This is a genomic window from Synechococcus sp. H55.8 (genome assembly GCF_047462375.1).
GTDB lineage: Bacteria > Cyanobacteriota > Cyanobacteriia > Thermostichales > Thermostichaceae > Thermostichus.
Window position 1 is genome coordinate 24,482 of the sequence record NZ_JANSJC010000011.1, and the last position, 20,480, is coordinate 44,961.

Below are 20,480 nucleotides of genomic sequence, written 5' to 3' on the forward strand. Positions count from 1 at the left end.
CAGGCAGGAGAAAGGGCTGGATCTTGTTTACCCATCGTCGGGGGCCATCTTATCACCCCCGATCTATCCCGTCAACCAAATCCGACTAAAATAGTCTGGATTAGATTCGACTGGGGAGAGCGGGATCCTGGCCGGTTTGGGCAACCTCGGGGCGGCAAACTGGTGGGGGTCTGGCCAAGGAGCCTTTTCCTCTTGCCGAGATTTGGGGATAGCCCTCTATCCATCGCTAGACTGGAGAAACAAGCTGTAACAACCCAATTGGGATAGGGGATCCCGGTAGCCAGCAAGGGGCAATCCGATGCTCAAAGTTGGACGAGACAACGTGGATTTTCTCGACCACTACGACGTGATTGTCGTGGGTGGGGGGCATTCCGGCTGTGAAGCGGCCTTGGCGGCAGCACGCTTGGGCTGCAATACCTTGATGCTGACGTTGAACCTGGACAAGATTGCCTGGCAGCCCTGTAACCCCGCCGTGGGCGGCCCGGCCAAGTCGCAACTGGTGCACGAAATCGACGCCCTTGGCGGCGAGATGGGCAAGGTTACCGACCGCACCTATTTGCAGAAGCGGATCCTCAACCGCTCGCGGGGGCCGGCGGTGTGGGCCTTGCGGGCGCAAACCGACAAACGCGAGTACGCGCGGGTGATGCGCTCGGTGGTGGAAAACCAACCCAACCTGACCCTTCGCGAGGGCACCGTCACCGACCTGGTGCTGGGGCGCAACGATGAGGTGGTGGGCGTGGTTACCCACTTTGGCAGTGTCCTCGGCTGTGGGGCGGTGATCTTGACCACGGGCACCTTTCTGGGGGGGCGCATCTGGATTGGCCGCCACTGGCAACCTGCCGGCAGGGCGGGGGAATTTGCCGTCGAAGGCCTGACCGACACCCTGCGCCAACTGGGCTTTGAGACGGGCCGGCTGAAAACCGGCACCCCTGCCCGTGTGGATCGCCGCAGCGTCGATTTTTCCGTGATGGAGCGGCAACCAGGGGATCCCGACGTGCGCTGGTTTAGCTTCGACCCGGAGGTGTGGGTGCCGCGGGAGCAGATGGACTGCTACCTCACCCGCACCACGCCGGAGACCCATCGCATCATCCGCGAAAATCTCCACGAGACCCCGGTCTACGGCGGTTGGGTGGAGGCTAAGGGGCCCCGCTACTGCCCCAGCATCGAAGACAAGATCGTCCGTTTCGCCGACAAGGAAAGCCATCAAATTTTCATCGAGCCGGAAGGGCGGGATCTGCCGGAGCTCTACATCCAGGGGTTCTCGACGGGGATGCCGGAGAAAATCCAGATCCAGATGTTGCGCTCCTTGCCTGGCCTGGAGCGGTGCGTGATGCTGCGGCCTGCCTACGCCGTGGAATACGACTATCTGCCGGCTACCCAGCTCTACCCCACCCTAATGACCAAAAAAGTGCAGGGGCTGTTCTGCGCCGGCCAAATTAACGGCACCACCGGCTACGAGGAGGCGGCAGCCCAGGGGCTCATAGCCGGGATCAATGCCGCCCGCCTGGTGCAGGGCAAACCCTTGGTCACTCTGCCGCGCGAGTCCAGCTACATCGGCACCCTCATCGACGACCTCTGCACCAAAGAGCTGCGGGAGCCCTACCGCATGCTCACCAGCCGCTCCGAATACCGTCTTATCCTGCGCGCCGACAATGCCGACCAACGCCTCACCCCCCTGGGGCGGGAATGGGGCCTCATCGACGACCGCCGCTGGTCTCTTTTCCAGGCCAAGCAAGCCCGCATTGCCGCCGAGATCGAGCGCCTGGAAACCCAGCGGGTTAAGGCCCACGACCCCGCCGGGATCCACCTCAGCCAACTGACCGGCCAGGGGATCAAAGGATCCGCCACGCTGGCCGAGATCCTGCGCCGCAACCCGATCCACTACGCCGACCTGCTGGAGCTGGGCTTGGGCAATGAGGAGCTGGATCCCTTTGAGCAGGAGGCAGCAGAAATTGCCGTCAAATACAGCGGCTACATCCAGCGGCAGCAGAACCAAATTGAGCAGGTGAGCAAGCAGTACCACCGCCCCCTGCCCCCCGATCTGGACTACCACTCCATCCCCACCCTCTCCAAAGAGTCGCGGGAGAAACTGGCGGCCGTCCGACCCCTGACGGTGGGCCAGGCCGCTCGCATTGGCGGCGTCAACCCCGCCGACATCAACGCCCTGCTCATCTACCTCGAGGTGCGGCAACGTCAGAGGGCAACGGCAGAACCCGTTAGCACCTCGCGGTAATCTCTGCCCCCCTTGCCGTAGAGGGCAGGGATCTCTTCCAGGGGCAGGCGCGAAGCTACGCCCAGATCCAGGGGTGAGATCTCTCCCCGCAGCCAGTGGCAGAGGCCGGCTGCCCCGATCATGGCGGCGTTGTCGGTACAGAGGGCAACAGGCGGGATGATCACCCGCAGGCCCTTGGGTCGGCCCGCTTCCAGCAGGCGAGCTCGCAGCTCCCGGTTGGCGGCCACCCCCCCTGTAACCAGCAGGGTTGAGAGGCCCAGCGCCTCGGCACAGGCCACCGCTTTTTCGGTCAGCACGCGGGTGAGGCAGGCCTGGAAGCTGGCAGCAATATCGGCCACGGGCAGTTCCCGGCCTTCCTGCTGCAACTGTTGCACCAGGCGCAGCACCGCCGTCTTAAGGCCGCTGAAGCTGGTGTCGTAGGGGTGATCCAGCTTGCCCGCGGGCAGGGGGAAGCGGTTGGGATCCCCTTGTTGCGCCCAGCGGTCGATCGGCGGCCCGCCCGGATAGCCCAGCCCCAACAGCCGCGCCACCTTGTCAAAGGCTTCGCCGGCAGCATCGTCACGGGTGCGGCCCATCGTCTGGTACTCCCCATAGTCCTTCATCCAGATCAAGCTGGTGTGGCCCCCTGAAACCAAAAGGCAGAGACAAGGGGGACGCAAGTCGGGCTCGGTCAAAAAGCCGCTGAACAGGTGGCCCTCCAGATGGTGCACCCCGATCAAAGGTTTGTTGTAGAGCAGGGCCAAGGTCTTGGCCCCCATCAGCCCCACCAGCAGGGATCCCACCAGGCCCGGCGCACAGGTGACGGCAACAGCATCCACCTCGGCCACGCCCAGCCCGGCCTGGTGCAGCGCGGACTCCAGCACAAAGGGCAGAGTTTCCACGTGGCGGCGGGAGGCCACCTCCGGCACCACGCCCCCATAGGCCGCATGAAGGTCAATCTGGCTGGCCACCACAGAGCTGAGCTGCCGCGGGGCAAACCCCGGCCAGGCCGCATCTGCCTCCACCACAGCCACAGCCGTTTCATCACAACTGGTTTCGATGGCGAGGACGCGGGCCATGGGAGAGCAAGTGGGGGAAAAGGGGTGGGAACGCTTCAGGATCCTTAAGAATTGTGTGAGCTAAAACTCGGGATCCGTCGAGGTGAGGCGCTCGGGAGTATGATACTAACCGTTTAGTGCCTGTTTCTGCACTTAGCATTCCTGCACATTTAGACAGATCCTAGACCCCTAGCTCAAGGACACATCCTGCTATGCGAACCCTTTTGAGTTTCCTTTTGGCCCTCTGCATCGCGCTTGGCCTTGCCCAATCTGTGCAGGCAGAACCCTTGATCGGTCTGAAGCCTTGCAGCGAAGTTCCCGCTTTTCAGGCCCTGATGAACGAACGCCTGAGCAGCCTCGAAGAGAAGATCCTCAACGCCAGCCCTGACCTGGCTCCTCTCTACCAGCAAAAGCTGGCCCAAACTGAGAAGCGCTTTGAACGCTACAGCAAGCTGCTCTGCGGCGAAGAGGGCCTGCCCCACTTGGTTACAGATGGTCGATTGAATCATGCGGGCGAGTTTCTCATCCCCGGCCTGCTTTTCCTCTACATTGCCGGTTGGTTGGGCTGGGCCGGACGCTCCTACCTGATTGCAGTTCGAGATGAGGAGAGCCCGGAGATGAAAGAAAGCCTAATCGATGTAGCGCTGGCGCTGCGCTGTTTCCTCACGGCTCTGGTTTGGCCCGCGGCTGCTTTGAAGGAAATTGCCAGCGGCGAAATTCAGGAGCCAGAAGCTGCTGTGCCCATCTCGCCCCGCTGAGGAACCTCAGCCCGGCCTTCCTTAACTCGATTATCGGTTCATTATCTGTTCAACTCTTGAGAGGCGTCTATGGCTGATTTCACCAAGTTTCTCACCACTGCTCCGGTGGCCTTTATCCTGTTTTCCAGCTTCGTTTTTGCCCTGTTTATCGAGATCAATCGCTTCTTCCCGGACATTTTGACGTTCTGAGTGGAAGCAGGGGATCCCCGCCACGACCCGTGCCCGGCGGGATCCCTGCTTTTTTGAGCTTTTTTCCATCTCTTTTGAACCGGACACAGAGTTGCTGAAATGGTCGAACCCAATGCCGATCCCGCTCCGTTGAATATGAATAGGGGATACGTCACCGTCCCCGAAGGAGATCCGCAGATTGGCGATCTCTGGACGCCGATCAACCACGCGTCTGTTGTCCGTCTGTTGATAGACTGGTTGCCCATCAACCGACCGGGATTGAGCTCCATTTGGCGGGGCTTGGAAATCGGCATGGCCCACGGCTATTGGCTGGTCGGCCCCTTTACCAAGCTGGGGCCGCTGCGCAACGAGTCCATCGGTCTGCTGAGCGGCTTTCTGGGAGCCTGTGGCCTGATCTTAATCCTGACGGCAGCCCTCTCTCTCTACGGCACTGTCTCCTCGCAGCGCAACGGGGGATCCCAGTCTTGGAGCGAATTGGCGGCCGGCTTTTTGATAGGGGGGATGGGCGGGGCGATTGTCGCCTATCTGCTTTTGCTCAACGGAGATCTGTTATTCCCCAATTTCGGCTAAGCGGTTTCCTCTCTAGTCCATCCCCTCATCTGCGACGTCTTTGAGGGACTCTTCAGCCGTCTGTTGAGCAGCAGCTTCGGCCAGTTCGGCTTTACTTTCCAGCTTTTCGCGTTGATCGCCGGCCAGCTCGCCCACTGCTTCCTGGATTTGGCTCTTCTTGAGGGGGGGAGTCACTTGCTTGTCAAGGCTCATAGCGTCAGACCCTTGCCGGTACCGCTTGGTTTGTCATGGTTGTTCTAAGCACGATTAAGACACTTTGCCTCTCTCACAAGGGGAGAGGGGAGCTGGAGATCAACGGACAGGCTGTTTCATACCCTTTGCAATGACCATAACCAGCGCTTTTTCTTCCCCAGCTTCGTGATCCAAATCACTTACAGAAGCGGGGGTTCAGGGCGACAGGGAGACTGGCAGCATGGCGGAAACTTGCCCTAGCATGGACTGGATCGGCCCGGATTGAGTCTTGAATTTGTCATGAGCCGACAGCAGCGGTTCTGGATATTTTTTCAACGAATAGTTGTTGTAAGCTGTTGTGAGCGATCTGCTGTCCGACCCCACTGCTGAAAGATCTTTGGCCGAAATCCGTCGCCTATCGCCCGCAGCCTTGGCCTACTTGGGAGATGCCATTTATGAACTGCATGTGCGGCGGCAACGGTTGTTTCCGCCGGATCGGCTGGAGCGCTATCACCAGCAGGTGGTGAGGCGGGTGCGCGGCTCGGCACAGGCCAAGTTGTTGTTGGCGCTGTTGCCCCATCTCAACCCCGAAGAGCAGGAGATCGTCCGCTGGGGTCGCAATGGCTGCGGTCGCCCACCCCGGCATCTGCCTCTGGCCGATTACCAAAACGCCAGCGGCCTGGAAACCGTTCTGGGCTATCTCTACCTGGTCAATCCCGAACGACTTCGCCATGTCCTCGCCCTCACCGATGTTTTGGCTGAGACCCTGGGCGAGGAGGAAGGCTAGGATAGTCTTTCGTCTTTACCTCTTCCACGCCCATGCCCAAGCCTTCTCAGCGCAAACCTGCTCTACGGCTGTCTCGCTCGGGCAAACTGCAACGGCGAGGAGCAGGGCAATCCGTCGGCAAGCGGGGACAGTGGCCCAAACGCCGAGATGGGGGGCCCAAGCTTGTCACTCAAGAGGCTCCCCGCCGCAACGCACAACGGCAGTCGCCTCAAGGCCAGGTGGATTCTCAATTGACAGGCAAACTGGATCCCGGCCTTCCCATTGACGGGACAGGGGTCTTGCCGGAAGAAGCCCAGCCTCAGGCCGAGTTGGAGCAAGAGATTATCTACGGCCGCCAGACGGTACTGGCTGCTCTGAGAAGTCAAGCTACCCTCAACCGAGTTTGGATCCTGCCAAAGTTGCGCTACAGCCCGCCCTTTTTCTCTCTGCTGGAAGCAGCCAAAGGGCGGGGCACCGTTATCGATGAGGTATCTCCACAACGGCTGAACGCCCTCACGGCTGGTGCCAATCACCAGGGTATCGCCGCCCAGGCCACGCCTTATCAGTACATGGATCTGGAGGATTTGGTGGAAAAAAGCCGTCAGGCCGGCCCCCATCCGGTGCTGGTGGTGCTAGACGGGATCCAAGATCCCCACAACCTGGGGGCTATCGCCCGCAGCGTGGAAGCGTTTGGTATGCAGGGGATGGTGATCCCCCAACGGCGGGCGGCAGGGGTAACCGCGACGGTGATGAAGGTGGCGGCAGGAGCCCTCTCCACCTTGCCGGTGGCGCGGGTGGTGAACTTGAATCGCGCTCTAGAATATCTTAAAGAGCAGGGGTTTTGGGTCTACGGCACCACCAGCCAAGGGGCTCCCCCCGTCTACGGCGCCGATTTTCGCCGTCCCATCGCCTTGGTGGTGGGATCGGAAGGGGAAGGGATCAGCCTGCTCACCCAGCGCCACTGCGATCAACTGCTGTCGATCCCCTTGGCGGGCCGCACGGAAAGTTTGAATGCTTCGGTGGCAGCGGGCATCGCCCTCTATGAGATTCACCGGCAGCGCTCCCCCCACCAGCTCAAACGCGCCGAGGTCGAAACATTTCTCAACAAATCGTCAACAAAAGCAGTAGAATCTAGTTGATGATTGCCAAAGATCCCGAACGATCTTTGGCACTTGTGAATAGGGGGGGATGGATCCCGTGAGCAACTCTTTAACCAGTCTGTTGGATAGGCTGCTTGGCTTATCGGTTTGGATCGAGATCACCACCGACGACTGCACCTACTACTACGGCCCCTTTGCCAGCGAGAGAGAGGCAGAGGCGCATAAGAGTCACTACATCGCCGACCTGGAGGCGGAGGGGGTCAAAAGGATCGAGGCTCAGGTGAAGAAAATGCGCCAGCCGCAGTCGCTGACGGTGGCCCGCACTCCTTCGCGGGTGGGTTCCTAATGGCGGCTATGGTTTATCAAGTAACTGTCCATCACCGGGGCCAGACCTACCGCTTCCCCGCCGCGGCGGATCAGACGGTTTTACAGGCGGCTCTGGAGCACGGCCTGGAGCTACCTTCCTCTTGTCAGGCGGGAGTTTGCACCACCTGTGCAGGGCGGCTGAAGTCGGGATCCGTGACCCAGGTGGATGCAATGGGGATCGGGCCGGAACTCAGGGCTCAGGGCTTTGTCCTGCTGTGCGTAGCTTACCCTACCTCTGATCTGGAGGTGGAGACCGATCAAGAGGAAGAGGTTTACCGTTTACAATTTGGCTCCTAGCCGTGCCGGATCCCACGCCTGCTTCTACGCCAGTTTATTGTGGGATGGTTTTCGACAGCCTGTGAAGCTGCATTTTCTCCGCCTGTCTTTGCCCCTGAGTTGGCCGGTTTCTGCTTCTCAACTGGAGGGATCCCTTCTCCAGCAAGTGGCCGAGGAGTTGGGGCGGCCAGCCTCCCTACTGCGCTGGAGCCTGACGGCGGTGGAGGGGGAGAGGGCTTGGGTGGAGGTGGTGGCTACCACCGCGGATGGCTCTCCAGATCTAGGCTAGAACAGCCCACTCCTATGGCTATTTCAAACCCGATTCAGACACTCCCTCACCCCCAACCCCTCTTCCAGAGGCCCTCACCCCCAGCCCCTCTCCCTCTGGGAGAGGGGAGTTAGAGCGGCGGGTTCGTGACAGCGTTGCGTAGCAATAACGACGTGACGAACCCATTTGATATTTGAAATGACTATGGTTGGCTTCTTGACGGGCGTCTGGAAGCGTTTTCCCAATACCTCAGCGGTCTCAGACTATCGGGAACCAACAGTTTCACTGCTACGTTGAAAAGATGATCGATATCGATTGATGGAAATGACTATCGGTACCCTCGGCAGTTTTTGTCGTTTGGCCAATGTCTGTCCCCACATCTGAACCAACTCCGGCTCCAATGTTGGCCGAGCAGCATCCCCCTGTCGCCCTCACCATCGCTGGATCCGACAGCGGTGGCGGAGCGGGCATTCAAGCAGATCTGCGTACCTTTGCCTTCCAGCGCGTACACGGCACTTCCGCTCTGACCTGCGTGACCGCCCAGAATACCCTGGGGGTTACCCGGGTGGATCCCCTGCCGCCGGAGGCAGTGGCTGCCCAGATTGAGGCGGTGGTGCAGGACATCGGGGTGCAAGGGATCAAAACCGGCATGTTGCTCAACGCCGAGATCGTGGGGGAGGTGGCCCGGCAGGTGGAGCGCTGGGCGTTGCGGCCGCTGGTGGTGGATCCGGTGATGGTGTCTCGCACGGGAGCTAAGTTATTGGCCGATGAGGCCATTCAGGCCATCTGCGAGCGGCTGATCCCCTTGGCTCAGGTGCTGACCCCCAACCGCTACGAGGCCCAGATTTTGGCAGGGCTGGAGCTGCAGTCGCTGGCAGATATGGAGGCGGCGGCCCGGCGGATCCGCAATTTGGGCTGTGGGGCGGTGCTGGTCAAAGGTGGGGGCATGCCGGGGGAGTTGCAGGGGGTGGATGTGTGGTTCGATGGCGAGCGGCTGGAAGTGCTGAAAACGGAGCGGATCCCCACCCGCCATACCCACGGCACCGGTTGTACCCTCTCGGCGGCCATTGCGGCGCAACTGGCCTGGGGCAAGGATCCCTTGGCGGCTACGCTGGCGGCCAAAGCCTATGTAACAGAAGCGCTGCGGCATCCCTTGGCCATTGGCGCGGGGCAGGGGCCGGTGGGACACTTCTACCCGCTTTTGTCCGAGGTCGACAAACCTGTGCCATAAGAGAGAAGTCGCTCCCTCTGGCTATGTCGAATCTTTTTAAGAAGGGATCCCTGCCCCAATGGCGGTTTTGGCTGGCCCTGCTGCTGCAACTGGGCATTGTTCTGCTGATACCGGCTCGGCAGGCGCTGACCCTCGCCACCGGAACTACGATCTACTTGCAAACGGCCCCTCTGGATCCCTATGACCTCTTGCGGGGCCGGTACGTGACCTTGGGTTACGTCGTCGATCGCCGCTCCACCCTGGAACAACTGCCGGGTTGGTCATCTGAATTGGACAGACCAGGGATCCTGTATCTGCGCTTAGCTCCCTCCGGCGGGGATCCAACTCAACCTTGGCAAGCCATCGGTGTCAGCCGGGACATGCCCAAAGACGTGAAGCCTGAAGAGAAAGTGCTGCGAGGCCGGTTTGACGGGTGGCGGCTCAAGTTTGGCATCGAAGAATTTTTTATTCCCGAAGCGGTGGGAGATGTCCTGGAAGAGGATATTCGGCGTTATCCCGAAGCCACGCGGGCAGAAGTGAAAGTGGATCCCTGGGGCAAGGCAGCGTTGATTGGCCTCTGGGTAAGAGAGCGCCGCTACTAAATGCCCTTTTGCAGAGTCATTGTGTCCGGCTTTTAATGGGGGCAAGCCGACCATGCGGGTTGCAGAAGGCCAGAGCGGTTGGCAAGGGCTGTTTGGGCTGGTCAGCGCGGCTGTACTGCTCCTGCCCGCGTTGGCCCAGCCGGCTCCAATTTCTCCAGGACTCTTGCTGATGCAAACCCAGACCCACTCCACCTATCGCACCGGATTGCAGCGCTGGCAGGCCCCCCAAGGTTTTCAGGACTGGTCAGCCCGCGGGATCCGGCTGAACCCCCAAGGGCAATTGTTCTTGGATCCAGAGGGCTGGCGGCAAGCAGTCAGCTCTGAAGCACCTGAGTCGGCGTTTCAGGGCCGGCCTTTTTATCCCCCCGGCAGCTATTGGGTGGGAGAAGCCGTCAGCCCGGAAGTTCCCGCCAGCTTTCCTCTGGTGGAGGCGATCGTCTCCTGGAATGCCACCACGCCCCCCGGCACCTGGTTGGAAGTGGGGATCCGCGCCAAGCTGCAGAGCCGCTGGAGCCGGTGGTATCACGCCGGGGTGTGGGCCGCCGATCCGGCCACCCTGGCCAGCCACTCCGTGCGCGGGCAGGCAGATGAGGACGGCAACCTAAACACGGATTTGTTGGTGCTCAAGGATACCCACAACGGGGCAGAGGCTTTTCAGGTCAGGGTGCGCCTATTCACACAAGAGGCGGGCCGCTCTCCCCTGGTGGATCAGGTGGCGGTTGCCTTTTCCAACCAGCCGGCCCAGCCCAGCCACCTCTCCCCTGGGGATCCCAGCCGCTGGGGCCAGGTCTTGGATCTGCCCTTGTGTTCCCAGATGGTGTACCCCGACGGGGGAGCAGCTTGGTGCAGCCCCACCGCTTTGGCCATGGTGATGGCCTACTGGCAGCGGGATCCCCGCCCCTGTGAGCCGTTGGTGCGCGCCGCGGTGGCTGGGGTATACGACCGGGTTTACCGAGGCCACGGCAACTGGGCCTTCAATGTGGCCCATGCCGCCGAGCGAGGTTTGGCCGGCCTGGTGGCACGGCTGCAGAGCCTGGCCCAGGCAGAAGCCTGGATCGCAGCAGGGGTGCCAGTAATCCTCAGCTATGCCTGGGGTGAGGGAGAGCTGGAGGGGGCGCCGCTCCCCCGCAGCAACGGCCATCTGGCAGTCCTGGTGGGGTTCGATAGCCAAGGGGATCCCATCCTCCACGATCCGGCGGCCAAGACCAACGAAGAAGTTCGCCGCACCTACCGCCGCGACCAGCTGGAGTCTTTGTGGTTGGCACACTCCGGGGGTACTGTCTATTTGATTTATCCGCGGGACTGGCCGATCCCAGAGCTATAAGTCTAACGACCGTCGCTCACCCTGCCAGACGCTTCTGCTCGAAGAGGCTGGGATCCCGATCTGGACACTTGAGCAGACAAACGCAGACACAACTTGGCAAGCACCCAACTGCCATCTGGCTTTTCGGCGGGGATTTGAGTAAGGATGTAAAGAGTGAGGAGTGTAACTCACCTGTGGGTGAGGGCAGTTGGTTATGAATAGAAATGCAGTTCAGGGCCTGAGGCATTGGCCGGGCTGGCTCCTGCAGCAGGGAAGGTGCTGGGCAGTTTTCGCCAGCTCGTACGCTGAGGAAGACAGATATGGAGGTTTGGGTTCCCGCCATTTCCCAGTTTGGGGGAGAGGATAAGCTGCATCATGCCACGACGGGTTTCCCCTGCACCGCTATCTCTGCCGGCGCTGAGTGCCCTGGTGCTGGCCCTCTCGGCCTGCGGCGAGCTTTCTTCCTCTAATTTGTCTCCCAGCGTCGTTCCCCCTTCTGCCCTGCAGCCGGTTTCCACTCCAACTCCCCTCACCCCCTCCGCCTTTGCCCTCACGCTCGAACAGGCCCGCCAAGCGGGTCTGGCGGTGCCCAACAATCGCATCGTTTTGCTGCTCCAGGAACAGGGATCCGATCTGGTGGCCCAGCTCCCGGCTTCAGAGGTGGATCGCTGGCTGGCCCGCACCCCCACCTGGCCAGGAGTGGAAGGGATCGACTTGAGCATTACCCTGGGCAGCTATCGCCAGACCGCCACCGCGCCCCTGCGCCCAGGGCAACCGGCCACCTTCACCTTTACCAACCCGCCCGCCGGCGAAGCGGAGCTCAGCGCCGTCGCCTACCGGGGATCCACCACCTTGGCGCAAGGAAAGGGATCCCTGACCCTTTCTGCCCGCTCTGGGGGCTCTGGCGGGGCCAATCGCCGCCTGGCCATGTTGGTGCTCTCCGAGGTGGGGGTGCCGCTGCTGCACACGGGCTCGGGGGTGCCGGCGCCTGGCCAGCCGCTGCTGTTGTCGGGAGAAAATCTGGAGCGGGCAGAAACGGTTTTGTTTGCTTCAGCCGCCAATCCCGAGCGCCTCCTGAGGGGGGAGATCCGCTCCCGCAGCGGTGACCGTCTGGCGGTGATGCCGCCTTCTTCTCTTTCCGGCTCCGTTTGGGTCGCTGTTGCCGATGCTGCAGGGCAGGGGCTGGGTACACTGGTCTATGATTGGCCTGTGGCGACTCCCGCCCCCACTCCCACTGCTCCGGCAGCGTCGGCTTGGGTGGTGGAAACCTTGTTGGATGGCCGCACGGCGCCTGCAGCAGATCCGTCAGGCAACACCGGCAGCGAGTCCAGAATCTACCTACAGCAGATCGGGGGCATTGCCGTGGATCCAGAGGGCTCCCTCTACTTAGCCGACCCAGCTCAGCACCGGATTTTCCGGCTTTCTCCAGAGGGGGAATTGGAAGTTTGGGCCGGCACAGGCCAAGCAGGCCGCCGCGACGGAGCAGCCGACCAAGCTGAGTTCGACTCCCCACAGGGGCTGCTCTGGGATCCCAAAGGGGGATTGTGGGTGGCCGACAGCGGCAACCACTGCCTACGCCACATCAGCCCTCAGCGGCAGGTAACCACCTTTGCCGGCACTTGTGTAGCCGGCTACCGCGATGGGGAGCGTGACCAGGCGCAGTTTCGCGAGCCCTTTGGCCTGGCCTTGGGTTCAGATGGTAGCGTTTACGTGGCCGACCGTGCCGACCGCCGCATCCGCCGCATCACCCCTGCAGGTGAGGTGGCCACGGTTGCCGGCACCGGCCAGCCGGGATCCGCCGATGGCCCGGCAGAGCGGGCCCAGCTCCTGCAGCCCACGGCCCTGGCGGTGGACAGGGAAGGGAATCTCTGGATTGCCGATCAGCATCGCCTGCGCCTGTTGTCTGTTGCCGGACAACTGACCACCCAATCGGATCCAGAGGCGGGCTACCGCGATGGCCCCCTGGCGGAATCCCGTTTTCGCTCTCTCGCCGGGCTGGCCTTCGATAGTTCAGGCGTCCTCTGGCTGGCCGACCGAGATAACCAGCGCATTCGGCGGCTTCAGCCTGGGGGACAAGTTTCCACCCTGGCCGGACAGAATGAGCCTGGTTGGCAGGACGGCCCCACCTCGGCGGCCCGCTTCCAGCAGCCTGCCGGCTTGGTGGTCTTACCGGATGGCAGTGTGGTGGTGGTGGACCCTGGCTTGCCGGGCTTGCGTCGCATAAGCCGTGTCGCCTCTGGGCGCGCTACCCCAACTCCTGTAGGCCCTTGACCCGTCGCCGTCTGGGGGATCCCTTACTCACTCAATCACCAGATTTTTCGGGCCGGCGTTCACCTCGGGGCGACCCTGATTGAAGTTGGCCAGGAACGTGTCTGGATCCTTGAGGCTGAAGACCAGCTTTTTGCAGGGTACTTGCAGACCCAGCGGCCCCAGCAGAGGGATGAAGAGGGTCTTTTCCTGCAGCAGCGGGATGGCAACCACCCCCTGGGTGCTGGTTACCGCGCCCACCAGCCCCTGGAAATCGGTACGCACGCCCAGGCCGTAGAACCAGGGCCAAGAGAAGCGCTCCCCTTGTCCCAACTCACTCAGGGAGAAGGTTTCGTTGAACAGGTTGCCCGCCCGGACAATTAACTTGTCCTGCAGCAGATCGACGTAAGCCGACTCACTGCCCACCCCAAACAGAGCCAGCGGCAAACTTGCCAGGGGATTGGAGTCGATGGCCATGTAATAGCGCATGAGAAGTCTCCGAGGTCAGGAACAGAAAGACCAGGTAAGCCGCGGCTCCCAGCCCTGCCAATTATAAAAAATCTTCCCCGCTGCCGAACGGACAAAAAGGGATCCCATCTGCCCTTAAGCTAAGCAGGTATGATGGGTTGCTTGGAGCGCCCTTTCGGCAAGCCACTGGCCAACGAGGAAAACAGGATGGATTTGCGCGCCTTCATCCGCTTGGTGCCCGATTTTCCCAAACCCGGGATCCTCTTTCGGGATATGACACCCCTGCTGCAGGATCCAGCAGGCTTCCGGGCTGCTATTGAACAATTGGCCGCCGGCACCGCTGCCATGGGATCCCTGGACTATGTGGTGGGCATCGAGTCGCGCGGCTTTATTTTAGGAGCTGCCTTGGCTCAGCATCTGGGTTTGGGATTTGTCCCGGTTCGCAAGCCGGGCAAGTTGCCGCCGCCGGTGCTCAGCCAAATCTACAGCCTGGAATACGGCCAAGACCAGCTGCAACTTCATGCCCACGCCCTGCGCCCCGGCAACCGAGTGGTGATCGTAGATGATGTCATCGCCACCGGGGGCACCGCCGCCGCCACCGCCCAATTGGTGGCCCAGAGCGGGGCTGAGGTGGGGGGGTTTGCCTTCTTGATCGAGCTGGCTTTCTTGTCGGGCCGCAAGCTCCTGCCCCCTGAGATCCCCACCCATGTGGTGATGGTGGACGAATCCAACTGAACTCCCAAACAGAACGAGGAAATTCTTCTGGATCCCTGTGGGCAGGAAGTTGGGCCTGGATGCGCGGTTCTACACCCCTCATCTTGGGCTGCAGATAGCAGGGCGACGGCCTTGCTATGCTTCCCATCTCCCCTCTCCCTTTGGGAGAGGGGCTGGGGGTGAGGGCACCAGAGCGCTTTGTAGGCAACCTCACCGCAGGTGTAGCGGCTGGCGGACGCCCACCTCTGGTGCTTTGGCTTTGGGCAGAGGTTGGGTCAGGTGGCTGAGCTGAGCTTGCGCCTGCAGTTGTTCCTCAATCCAGTCGGCCAGCTCCCGCATGTAGAGGGCCACATGAATTGCCTGGTCGCGCCGCAGCGGCTCCACCCCTTTTGCAGCCAGGCGGGCCAGGATAACCGGATCGCTCAGCTCTTCCAGGGCGGCAAAGTCTTCCGGCCGGTCAAACCCCAGCTCTGCCATCTTCTCAAACACATATCCCAGCCGCAGGCCCGTGGTCTCACACTGGGCTTCCCAGGGATCCCTCAGGACAAGGGCAGCAGTGCGGTAGGCCGTTTGGGCAATGGAGCGCCAGGTGCCGCGGTGGATGCGCAGGCTAAGCTGCTGCTGATTCCAGCCCAGGGCTTCCCGCACCAGCAGGCCGCAATTGCAGCGAGTACTATCCCGCCAGCAGTACTCGCGATCCCAAAAGCCCCAGTGCTGGGCCTGTAGGCGATCAGCAGTGCGGCGCAAAAGGGCCGCCAGCTCCGGTGTAGGACGCATCATCAAGGCGGCAGAGGAGATCTCTTCCAGTCTAGGCAGGCGGGCGGCTGGGAACAAGCTGGGCTTAATCCTTTTTTGAGTTAATTGGATCTGCTGCTTGAACCTCTGCATCCTCAGAAGACCGTTGCCGCCGACGCTGGCGTTGCCAGGCCCCCCAGCTTACTCCCGCCAACAGCAGCGAGGCGCCGCCCAGGTAGGTGCCCCCTGCCGGCAGGCCGGCCAAGGCCAAGGCCAGGGATCCCCCCCAAAGGGTCATGGCGTAGATCAAGAGCACTGAATGCCGCTGCGACAGGCCGGCTTTGAGCAGGCGATGGTGCAAGTGGCCCTTGTCGGGATGAAAGGGGGACTTGCCCCTGGCCAGCCGCTTGAGGATGACGGCAGACATATCCAGGATTGGCACGGCGAGGATAAAAAACGGCAGGGCCACCGCCAGCGTGGTCACCCCCTTGGCCACCCCAATGACCCCGATCCCGGCCAGGGTAAAGCCCAAAAAGTAGGCTCCCCCATCTCCCATGAAGATCTGAGCCGGGTTGAAGTTGTAGCGCAAAAAGCCCAGGCAGGCCCCTGCCAAGGCTGCCGCCAGCATGGCCGCCGCCGGCCGATCCAGCAGCAGCGTTACCATCAGCATCACGACTGCCGCGATCCCCGACACGCCTGCCGCCAAGCCATCCAGGCCGTCCATGAAGTTGATGGCGTTGGCCATCCCCACCAGCCACAGCAGGGTAATCAGCAGGCTCAGCCACACCGGGAAGGGCCAGATGCCGATCCCCGGTAGATTAATGAACTCGATGCGCACCCCCACTCCCCAGGCGGCGGCAGCCACCCCAAACTGCATCGCCAGGCGGGAAAAGGGCGACAACTGAAACAGATCGTCGGCCAGGCCAATCAAAAAAAACAAAACGCCGCCGATCGTCACCCCCCAGATCTCGTACTCTTGCTCGGTGCGCAGCCCCGCGAACGCCCCTGCTCCCCAGAGCAAGAGCAGCGCCACCAGGTTGCCGAAAAAGATGGAAACTCCCCCCAGGCGCACCATCGGCTGCCGGTGGATCTTACGCTCATCGGGAAAATCCAACTGGCCGCTGCGGATCCCGACCGCCTTCACCATTGGGGTTGCCCACAGAACCACACAGGCAGCAGCGAGAAAGGCAACCAAGTAGGGCATGGCAAGCCGCGGAGAGGACTGCGGTTATCCCAACTGGGGGTAGAGCGGAAAACGGCGGCAGAGCTGGGCCACTCGCCGGCGACAGTCTTCGAGCACAGCCAGATCCCCCGGTTGAAACAGGCAATCGGCAATAATTTCCCCAATTTCCTCAAATTCTGCTGCGCCCAGGCCGCGGGTGGTCAAGGCCGGGGATCCCAGGCGCAGGCCGCTGGCCACAAAGGGCGGCTGCGGGTCAAAGGGGATGGTGTTTTTGTTGGCAGTAATGTGGATCTCTTCCATCAGGCGATCCGCCCGCTTGCCCGTCATCACCGGATCCGCCGCTCCGTTTTTCTCCAGCACTGCCGAGACCGAGCGCAGATCCAGCAACATCAGGTGGTTGTCGGTGCCCCCCGAAACCAGCCGGATGCCCCGTCGTTGCAGCGTTGCTGCCAGTGCCTGAGCATTGGCAATGACCTGGGCGGAGTACTGGGCAAAGCTGGGCTGCAGGGCTTCTCCAAAGGCCACTGCCTTGCCGGCAATGACATGCTCCAAAGGCCCCCCTTGGCTGCCGGGGAACACCGCCTTGTCCAGCTTTTTGCCCAATTCCGGGTCGCGGGTGAGAATCAGCCCCCCGCGCGGCCCCCGCAGCGTCTTGTGGGTGGTGGTGGTTACCACATCGCAGAGGGGCACGGGGTTGGGGTGGTGCCCAGTGGCCACCAGGCCAGCAATGTGGGCAATGTCTGCCATCAGATAGGCCCCCACCTCATCGGCAATGGCGCGGAAGGCAGCAAAATCAATTGTCCGCGGGTAGGCGGAGTAGCCGCAGATAATCAGCTTAGGCCGGTGCTGCAGGGCCAGATCCCGCACCTGGTCAAAATCAATCCGCTCCGTCTGCGGATCCACGCCATAGTGCACCACGCGGAACCACTTGCCGGAGACATTAACTGGCGAGCCGTGGGTGAGGTGGCCGCCGTGGGCCAGATCCATGCCCATGATCGTGTCTCCTGGCTGCAGCAGAGCCAAGAAAACCGCGAAATTGGCCTGGGCACCGGAGTGGGGCTGGACATTGGCGTGGGCCGCCCCAAACAGTTGCTTGGCGCGGTCGATGGCCAGTTGTTCGATCTCGTCGATAAATTCGCAGCCGCCGTAGTAGCGCTTGCCGGGCAGCCCCTCTGCATACTTGTTGGTAAGCACCGAGCCCTGCGCCGCCAGGACGGCCGGCGAGGTGAAGTTCTCGCTGGCAATCATCTCCAGGTGATCCCGCTGGCGGTTGAGTTCTTGCTGGATGAGGCGGTAGACGATGGGATCCGTTTCGGCCAAAATGGCCAGGTTGTCCCGGGGAGTGGTTAGGCTGTGGGGGGCGGCTACCATGGTGACGCCAAGAGCAAACGTTGCAAAGAAAAAAAGGCCAGAATTACCCTGCGGTCGCAACAGCGTTGCGAAGCAACATCGTAACACAGGCCAGGGGATCCCGCAGCGGCTAAGCGCAGAACCAAAGGCCGCTTTGTAAAGAATGTTTTTGGGCCCCAGGTCTGGTCACCAGCCGGGGTAAAGTGAGGGGCAGGTTTACAGCACTGGGTTTTAGGAGTTGGCTATGACCGACGCGCAAGTTTTCACCATCCTGGCCATTGCCCTGGTGCCGGCAGTGATGGCCGTGCTGCTGGGATCCGCCCTGGCCCGCAGCTAGTTTCCATCTGGAAGAATAAGGTTGCTCTGGATCCGGGGGCCTGTCCTATAGAGCAGGCCCTTTTGAGTTGAGGCCCAGGGGCTGCGCCTGGGACGCTTTGCCATTGGCTAAAGTTGGATAAAGGATACTACCGGCAGCCAACCCAGAAGCAACTTGAGCCAGGTGGATCTACAGCGGGTTCAGCGCGCCCTTTCTCTGGAAGCGGAGGTGGGGTTTACCGACCTGCGGGGGCGAGAGCAGACCTTCTCCCAATTTTTGCAGAGCGTGTTTGGCCAGGATCCCCCCGCTGGCTGGATCCTGGATGGGGAAGAGCGACGGCGGTGGAAAGAACTGGGATCCCGCTATCGCCTCTACCCCCAGCTAGAGCTGCCGGAGCGGCAGCACCTGGTGGCGGAAACCCGCCGCTGGCTGGAGCGGCTGCGTCGCCAGCAAGAACAAGCCCACTCTGCTCCACCCAGCCCTGCTTTGCCCCTGCCCAAGGGCCTTAGTTTGGAGCAGCCGCTGCAATTTCTCAAGGGCATTGGCCCCAAGTCGGCGGAGAAACTGGCGCAACTGGGCCTGCACACTGTGCGCGATGCCCTCTACTACTTCCCACGGGATCACCTGGACTATTCCCGCCGCGTGCTCATCCGCCAGGCCAAGGTGGGGGAGACGGTTACCCTGGTGGGGACGGTGAAAAGCTGCAGTTGCTTTACCAGCCCCAAAAACCCCTTGCTGACCATCTTCAACCTCAAGCTTGCCGACAAAAGCGGCGTAGTCACCCTCAGCCGCTTCTACAGCGGGCGGCAATTTGCCCAGCGCAGTTGGCAGGCGGCCCTGGAGCGGCAATACCCCAAGGGGGCAGTGGTGGCGGCCAGCGGTCTGGTGAAAAAGGGCCGCTTGGGCTTGACACTGGAGAACCCGCAACTGGAGGTGCTGGGGGGAGAGGGCGAGGATCTGGAGAGGTTGGGCAAGATCCTACCCGTTTACCCCCTCTCAGAAGGGATCCCCGCCGATCTGGTGCGCAAAGCCGTCCAGCTCGCCCTGCCGGCAGCCGCCTTGGTGGAGGATCCCTTGCCGGAGCCCCTGAAGCGGCAGTTGCAGCTGTTGGACTTGCCCCTTGCCCTGCAGCAGATCCACTTTCCCAAGACGCAAGAGCTGCTGGCCCAGGCCCGGCGGCGGCTGGTGTTCGACGAGTTTTTCTACCTGCAACTTAGCCTCTTGCAGCGGCGGCAGCGCTACCGCGCCCAGGCCCAGGCTGTCCCCCGCTACCAGCCAGCTAGAGGAGAGCTCTTGGACCGCTTCTACCAAATCCTGCCCTTCCAGCTGACCGCTGCCCAGCAGCGGGCCATCGACGAGATCCTGGCGGATCTGCGGGATCCCTTGCCCATGAACCGCCTGCTGCAGGGGGATGTGGGATCCGGCAAAACTGTGGTGGCGGTGGCGGCTTTGCTGGCGGCCATCCAGTCGGGCTGGCAGACGGCCCTCATGGCTCCCACGGAGGTCTTGGCCGAGCAGCACTACCGCAAGCTGGTGGAGTGGCTCAGCCAACTGCAAGTGCCTGTGGAACTCTTGACCGGCTCCACACCCCCCGCCAAGCGGCGCGAGATCCTACGGCAGTTGCAGACCGGGGAGCTGCCCCTAGTGGTTGGCACCCATGCCCTCATCCAGCCGGCGGTGCAGTTTCGCAACCTGGGCTTGGTGGTTATCGACGAGCAGCACCGCTTTGGCGTCGAACAGCGGGCTGCCCTGCAACAGAAAGGGGATCACCCCGATGTCCTGACCATGACGGCCACCCCCATCCCCCGCACCCTTACCCTGGCCCTGCACGGGGATCTGGATGTTACCCAAATTGACGAGTTGCCCCCGGGGCGCAAGCCGGTGCACACGGTGGTGGCTCGACCGGGGGATCGCCTGCAGGTGGTGCGGCTGATGGAGCGGGAGATTGCCCAGGGGCGGCAGGCCTACGTGGTGCTGCCTTTGATTGAAGAGTCTGAGAAGCTGGATCTCAAGTCCGCCATTGAAGAGCACCAGCGCCTGCAGGAGAAGGTCTTCCCCCAGTTCCGGGTGGGCCTGCTGCACGGGCGTCTGACCAGCAGCGAGAAGGACGCCGTCATAGAAGCTTTCCGCCGGCGGGAGCTGGATATCTTGGTTTCCACCACGGTGGTCGAGGTGGGGGTGGATGTGCCCAACGCCTCGGTGATGCTGGTGGAGCATGCTGAGCGCTTTGGCCTCTCCCAGCTCCACCAACTGCGGGGGCGGGTGGGGCGGGGATCCGACCAGGCCTACTGCATTTTAATGACGGGATCCCAAAGCGAAGAGGCCCTGCGCCGGCTAAAAGTCCTGGAGCAGTCCCACGATGGCTTTTTCATTGCCGAGATGGATCTGCGCTTCCGCGGCCCTGGGGAGGTGATGGGCACCCGCCAGTCGGGGCTGCCCGATTTTGCTCTGGCCAGCCTCATGGATGACCAAGAGGTGCTGCAGTTGGCCCGCCAGGCAGCAGAGCAGCTCATTGCCCAAGACCCACAGCTGCAGCAGTGGCCCCGCCTGCGTCGCATACTGGAAGAACGCCAGGCCCGCCTTTTGGGGCCGGCTTTGTTGACTTAACCTTGGTGCCT

The 20,480-nt window shown here is 61.9% G+C and carries 22 protein-coding genes; 16 read left to right on the top strand and 6 right to left on the bottom strand.

Features of this window, described 5'->3' with window-relative positions:
• The first annotated feature begins 298 nt into the window (after nucleotides 1-298).
• Nucleotides 299-2,233 (top strand): tRNA uridine-5-carboxymethylaminomethyl(34) synthesis enzyme MnmG, encoded by a 1,935-nt coding sequence (gene mnmG / locus NW862_RS06380; RefSeq protein WP_414427024.1) that lies wholly within the window; start codon nucleotides 299-301, stop codon nucleotides 2,231-2,233.
• Here the strand turns inward: mnmG and tsaD are convergent.
• Nucleotides 2,194-3,291, bottom strand: coding sequence for a tRNA (adenosine(37)-N6)-threonylcarbamoyltransferase complex transferase subunit TsaD (gene tsaD, locus NW862_RS06385; protein ID WP_414332990.1), 1,098 nt, complete (start codon nucleotides 3,289-3,291; stop codon nucleotides 2,194-2,196). The genes mnmG and tsaD overlap by 40 nt on opposite strands.
• Before the next feature lie 191 nt (nucleotides 3,292-3,482).
• Here tsaD and NW862_RS06390 point away from each other — a divergent pair, with 191 nt between their 5' ends.
• The 3 genes from NW862_RS06390 (at nucleotide 3,483) to NW862_RS06400 (ending at nucleotide 4,787) form a co-directional block, all read left to right on the top strand.
• Nucleotides 3,483-4,028, top strand: coding sequence for a Photosystem I reaction center subunit III (locus tag NW862_RS06390; RefSeq protein WP_414332988.1), 546 nt, complete (start codon nucleotides 3,483-3,485; stop codon nucleotides 4,026-4,028).
• Between the two features lie 69 nt (nucleotides 4,029-4,097).
• Nucleotides 4,098-4,217 carry a photosystem I reaction center subunit IX gene (locus NW862_RS06395; RefSeq protein WP_011434365.1) on the top strand — a complete coding sequence of 40 codons (120 nt, stop codon included), beginning with the start codon at nucleotides 4,098-4,100 and terminating at the stop codon, nucleotides 4,215-4,217.
• A 99-nt stretch (nucleotides 4,218-4,316) separates the two neighbouring features.
• Complete coding sequence (locus NW862_RS06400) at nucleotides 4,317-4,787, top strand: photosystem I reaction center protein subunit XI (RefSeq protein ID WP_414332986.1); 471 nt, start codon at nucleotides 4,317-4,319, stop codon at nucleotides 4,785-4,787.
• A 12-nt stretch (nucleotides 4,788-4,799) separates the two neighbouring features.
• Here the strand turns inward: NW862_RS06400 and NW862_RS06405 are convergent, their stop codons facing one another.
• Nucleotides 4,800-4,979 carry a CsbD family protein gene (locus tag NW862_RS06405; protein WP_414332985.1) on the bottom strand — a complete coding sequence of 60 codons (180 nt, stop codon included), beginning with the start codon at nucleotides 4,977-4,979 and terminating at the stop codon, nucleotides 4,800-4,802.
• A 376-nt stretch (nucleotides 4,980-5,355) separates the two neighbouring features.
• Between NW862_RS06405 and NW862_RS06410 the strand changes: the two genes are divergently transcribed.
• The 9 genes from NW862_RS06410 to NW862_RS06450 all read left to right on the top strand — a co-directional run bounded on the left by NW862_RS06410 (nucleotide 5,356) and on the right by NW862_RS06450 (nucleotide 13,120).
• Complete coding sequence (locus NW862_RS06410) at nucleotides 5,356-5,745, top strand: ribonuclease III domain-containing protein (protein WP_414332983.1); 390 nt, start codon at nucleotides 5,356-5,358, stop codon at nucleotides 5,743-5,745.
• 32 nt (nucleotides 5,746-5,777) lie between these two features.
• Nucleotides 5,778-6,863 carry a 23S rRNA (guanosine(2251)-2'-O)-methyltransferase RlmB gene (gene rlmB / locus NW862_RS06415; protein WP_414332981.1) on the top strand — a complete coding sequence of 362 codons (1,086 nt, stop codon included), beginning with the start codon at nucleotides 5,778-5,780 and terminating at the stop codon, nucleotides 6,861-6,863.
• 49 nt (nucleotides 6,864-6,912) lie between these two features.
• Complete coding sequence (locus NW862_RS06420) at nucleotides 6,913-7,170, top strand: DUF1816 domain-containing protein (RefSeq protein ID WP_414332979.1); 258 nt, start codon at nucleotides 6,913-6,915, stop codon at nucleotides 7,168-7,170.
• Nucleotides 7,170-7,487, top strand: a complete 318-nt coding sequence (locus tag NW862_RS06425) for a 2Fe-2S iron-sulfur cluster-binding protein (protein ID WP_414332977.1) — start codon at nucleotides 7,170-7,172, stop codon at nucleotides 7,485-7,487. Before NW862_RS06420 ends, NW862_RS06425 begins: the two co-directional genes overlap by 1 nt.
• A 61-nt stretch (nucleotides 7,488-7,548) precedes the next feature.
• The gene (locus NW862_RS06430; RefSeq protein ID WP_414332976.1) at nucleotides 7,549-7,755 is read left to right on the top strand and encodes a hypothetical protein; all 207 of its coding nucleotides are present in this window, start codon (nucleotides 7,549-7,551) and stop codon (nucleotides 7,753-7,755) included.
• A 379-nt stretch (nucleotides 7,756-8,134) separates the two neighbouring features.
• On the top strand, nucleotides 8,135-8,965 hold the full coding sequence (thiD, locus tag NW862_RS06435) for a bifunctional hydroxymethylpyrimidine kinase/phosphomethylpyrimidine kinase (RefSeq protein ID WP_414332974.1): 831 nt from the start codon (nucleotides 8,135-8,137) through the stop codon (nucleotides 8,963-8,965).
• A 23-nt stretch (nucleotides 8,966-8,988) separates the two neighbouring features.
• Nucleotides 8,989-9,546 (top strand): GDYXXLXY domain-containing protein, encoded by a 558-nt coding sequence (locus NW862_RS06440; protein ID WP_414332972.1) that lies wholly within the window; start codon nucleotides 8,989-8,991, stop codon nucleotides 9,544-9,546.
• A gap of 52 nt (nucleotides 9,547-9,598) precedes the next feature.
• The gene (locus NW862_RS06445) at nucleotides 9,599-10,870 is read left to right on the top strand and encodes a peptidase C39 family protein (protein WP_414332971.1); all 1,272 of its coding nucleotides are present in this window, start codon (nucleotides 9,599-9,601) and stop codon (nucleotides 10,868-10,870) included.
• A 354-nt stretch (nucleotides 10,871-11,224) separates the two neighbouring features.
• Nucleotides 11,225-13,120, top strand: a complete 1,896-nt coding sequence (locus NW862_RS06450; protein WP_414338450.1) for a hypothetical protein — start codon at nucleotides 11,225-11,227, stop codon at nucleotides 13,118-13,120.
• Between the two features lie 27 nt (nucleotides 13,121-13,147).
• Here NW862_RS06450 and NW862_RS06455 read toward each other — a convergent pair whose 3' ends face one another.
• Nucleotides 13,148-13,585: a hypothetical protein gene (locus tag NW862_RS06455; RefSeq protein ID WP_414332969.1), complete on the bottom strand. Its 438-nt coding sequence runs from the start codon at nucleotides 13,583-13,585 to the stop codon at nucleotides 13,148-13,150.
• Between the two features lie 186 nt (nucleotides 13,586-13,771).
• Between NW862_RS06455 and NW862_RS06460 the strand changes: the two genes are divergently transcribed.
• Entirely contained in the window at nucleotides 13,772-14,299 is a 528-nt protein-coding gene (locus tag NW862_RS06460) for an adenine phosphoribosyltransferase (RefSeq protein ID WP_414427025.1), read from the top strand.
• Nucleotides 14,300-14,488: 189 nt separating this feature from the next.
• On the opposite strand, the gene NW862_RS06465 is transcribed toward NW862_RS06460, so the two are convergent.
• The 3 genes from NW862_RS06465 to glyA are packed head-to-tail and all read right to left on the bottom strand — an operon-like array spanning nucleotide 14,489 to nucleotide 17,567.
• A complete protein-coding gene (locus NW862_RS06465; RefSeq protein WP_414332965.1) occupies nucleotides 14,489-15,112 on the bottom strand; it encodes a hypothetical protein in 624 nt (207 codons plus the stop codon).
• A 7-nt stretch (nucleotides 15,113-15,119) separates the two neighbouring features.
• Entirely contained in the window at nucleotides 15,120-16,217 is a 1,098-nt protein-coding gene (locus NW862_RS06470) for a glycosyltransferase family 4 protein (RefSeq protein ID WP_414332963.1), read from the bottom strand.
• Between the two features lie 24 nt (nucleotides 16,218-16,241).
• Complete coding sequence (gene glyA / locus NW862_RS06475) at nucleotides 16,242-17,567, bottom strand: serine hydroxymethyltransferase (RefSeq protein ID WP_414427026.1); 1,326 nt, start codon at nucleotides 17,565-17,567, stop codon at nucleotides 16,242-16,244.
• Nucleotides 17,568-17,790: 223 nt separating this feature from the next.
• Between glyA and psaM the strand changes: the two genes are divergently transcribed.
• The gene (gene psaM / locus NW862_RS06480) at nucleotides 17,791-17,883 is read left to right on the top strand and encodes a photosystem I reaction center subunit XII (RefSeq protein WP_414332959.1); all 93 of its coding nucleotides are present in this window, start codon (nucleotides 17,791-17,793) and stop codon (nucleotides 17,881-17,883) included.
• Nucleotides 17,884-18,045: 162 nt separating this feature from the next.
• Nucleotides 18,046-20,469 carry an ATP-dependent DNA helicase RecG gene (gene recG, locus NW862_RS06485; protein WP_414427036.1) on the top strand — a complete coding sequence of 808 codons (2,424 nt, stop codon included), beginning with the start codon at nucleotides 18,046-18,048 and terminating at the stop codon, nucleotides 20,467-20,469.
• Nucleotides 20,470-20,480: the final 11 nt, after the last annotated feature.

What these genes read in the sequence shown, in the direction of transcription:
- NW862_RS06470 (WP_414332963.1), bottom strand. Translation starts at nt 16,217, where the DNA reads ATGCCCTACTTGGTTGCCTTTCTCGCTGCTGCCTGTGTGGTTCTGTGG.
- NW862_RS06460 (WP_414427025.1), top strand. Translation starts at nt 13,772, where the DNA reads ATGGATTTGCGCGCCTTCATCCGCTTGGTGCCCGATTTTCCCAAACCC.
- NW862_RS06425 (WP_414332977.1), top strand. Translation starts at nt 7,170, where the DNA reads ATGGCGGCTATGGTTTATCAAGTAACTGTCCATCACCGGGGCCAGACC.
- rlmB (WP_414332981.1), top strand. Translation starts at nt 5,778, where the DNA reads ATGCCCAAGCCTTCTCAGCGCAAACCTGCTCTACGGCTGTCTCGCTCG.
- thiD (WP_414332974.1), top strand. Translation starts at nt 8,135, where the DNA reads ATGTTGGCCGAGCAGCATCCCCCTGTCGCCCTCACCATCGCTGGATCC.
- psaM (WP_414332959.1), top strand. Translation starts at nt 17,791, where the DNA reads ATGACCGACGCGCAAGTTTTCACCATCCTGGCCATTGCCCTGGTGCCG.
- NW862_RS06445 (WP_414332971.1), top strand. Translation starts at nt 9,599, where the DNA reads ATGCGGGTTGCAGAAGGCCAGAGCGGTTGGCAAGGGCTGTTTGGGCTG.
- NW862_RS06455 (WP_414332969.1), bottom strand. Translation starts at nt 13,585, where the DNA reads ATGCGCTATTACATGGCCATCGACTCCAATCCCCTGGCAAGTTTGCCG.
- tsaD (WP_414332990.1), bottom strand. Translation starts at nt 3,291, where the DNA reads ATGGCCCGCGTCCTCGCCATCGAAACCAGTTGTGATGAAACGGCTGTG.
- NW862_RS06390 (WP_414332988.1), top strand. Translation starts at nt 3,483, where the DNA reads ATGCGAACCCTTTTGAGTTTCCTTTTGGCCCTCTGCATCGCGCTTGGC.
- NW862_RS06450 (WP_414338450.1), top strand. Translation starts at nt 11,225, where the DNA reads ATGCCACGACGGGTTTCCCCTGCACCGCTATCTCTGCCGGCGCTGAGT.
- NW862_RS06395 (WP_011434365.1), top strand. Translation starts at nt 4,098, where the DNA reads ATGGCTGATTTCACCAAGTTTCTCACCACTGCTCCGGTGGCCTTTATC.
- mnmG (WP_414427024.1), top strand. Translation starts at nt 299, where the DNA reads ATGCTCAAAGTTGGACGAGACAACGTGGATTTTCTCGACCACTACGAC.
- NW862_RS06420 (WP_414332979.1), top strand. Translation starts at nt 6,913, where the DNA reads ATGGATCCCGTGAGCAACTCTTTAACCAGTCTGTTGGATAGGCTGCTT.
- NW862_RS06405 (WP_414332985.1), bottom strand. Translation starts at nt 4,979, where the DNA reads ATGAGCCTTGACAAGCAAGTGACTCCCCCCCTCAAGAAGAGCCAAATC.
- NW862_RS06400 (WP_414332986.1), top strand. Translation starts at nt 4,317, where the DNA reads ATGGTCGAACCCAATGCCGATCCCGCTCCGTTGAATATGAATAGGGGA.
- NW862_RS06440 (WP_414332972.1), top strand. Translation starts at nt 8,989, where the DNA reads ATGTCGAATCTTTTTAAGAAGGGATCCCTGCCCCAATGGCGGTTTTGG.
- glyA (WP_414427026.1), bottom strand. Translation starts at nt 17,567, where the DNA reads ATGGTAGCCGCCCCCCACAGCCTAACCACTCCCCGGGACAACCTGGCC.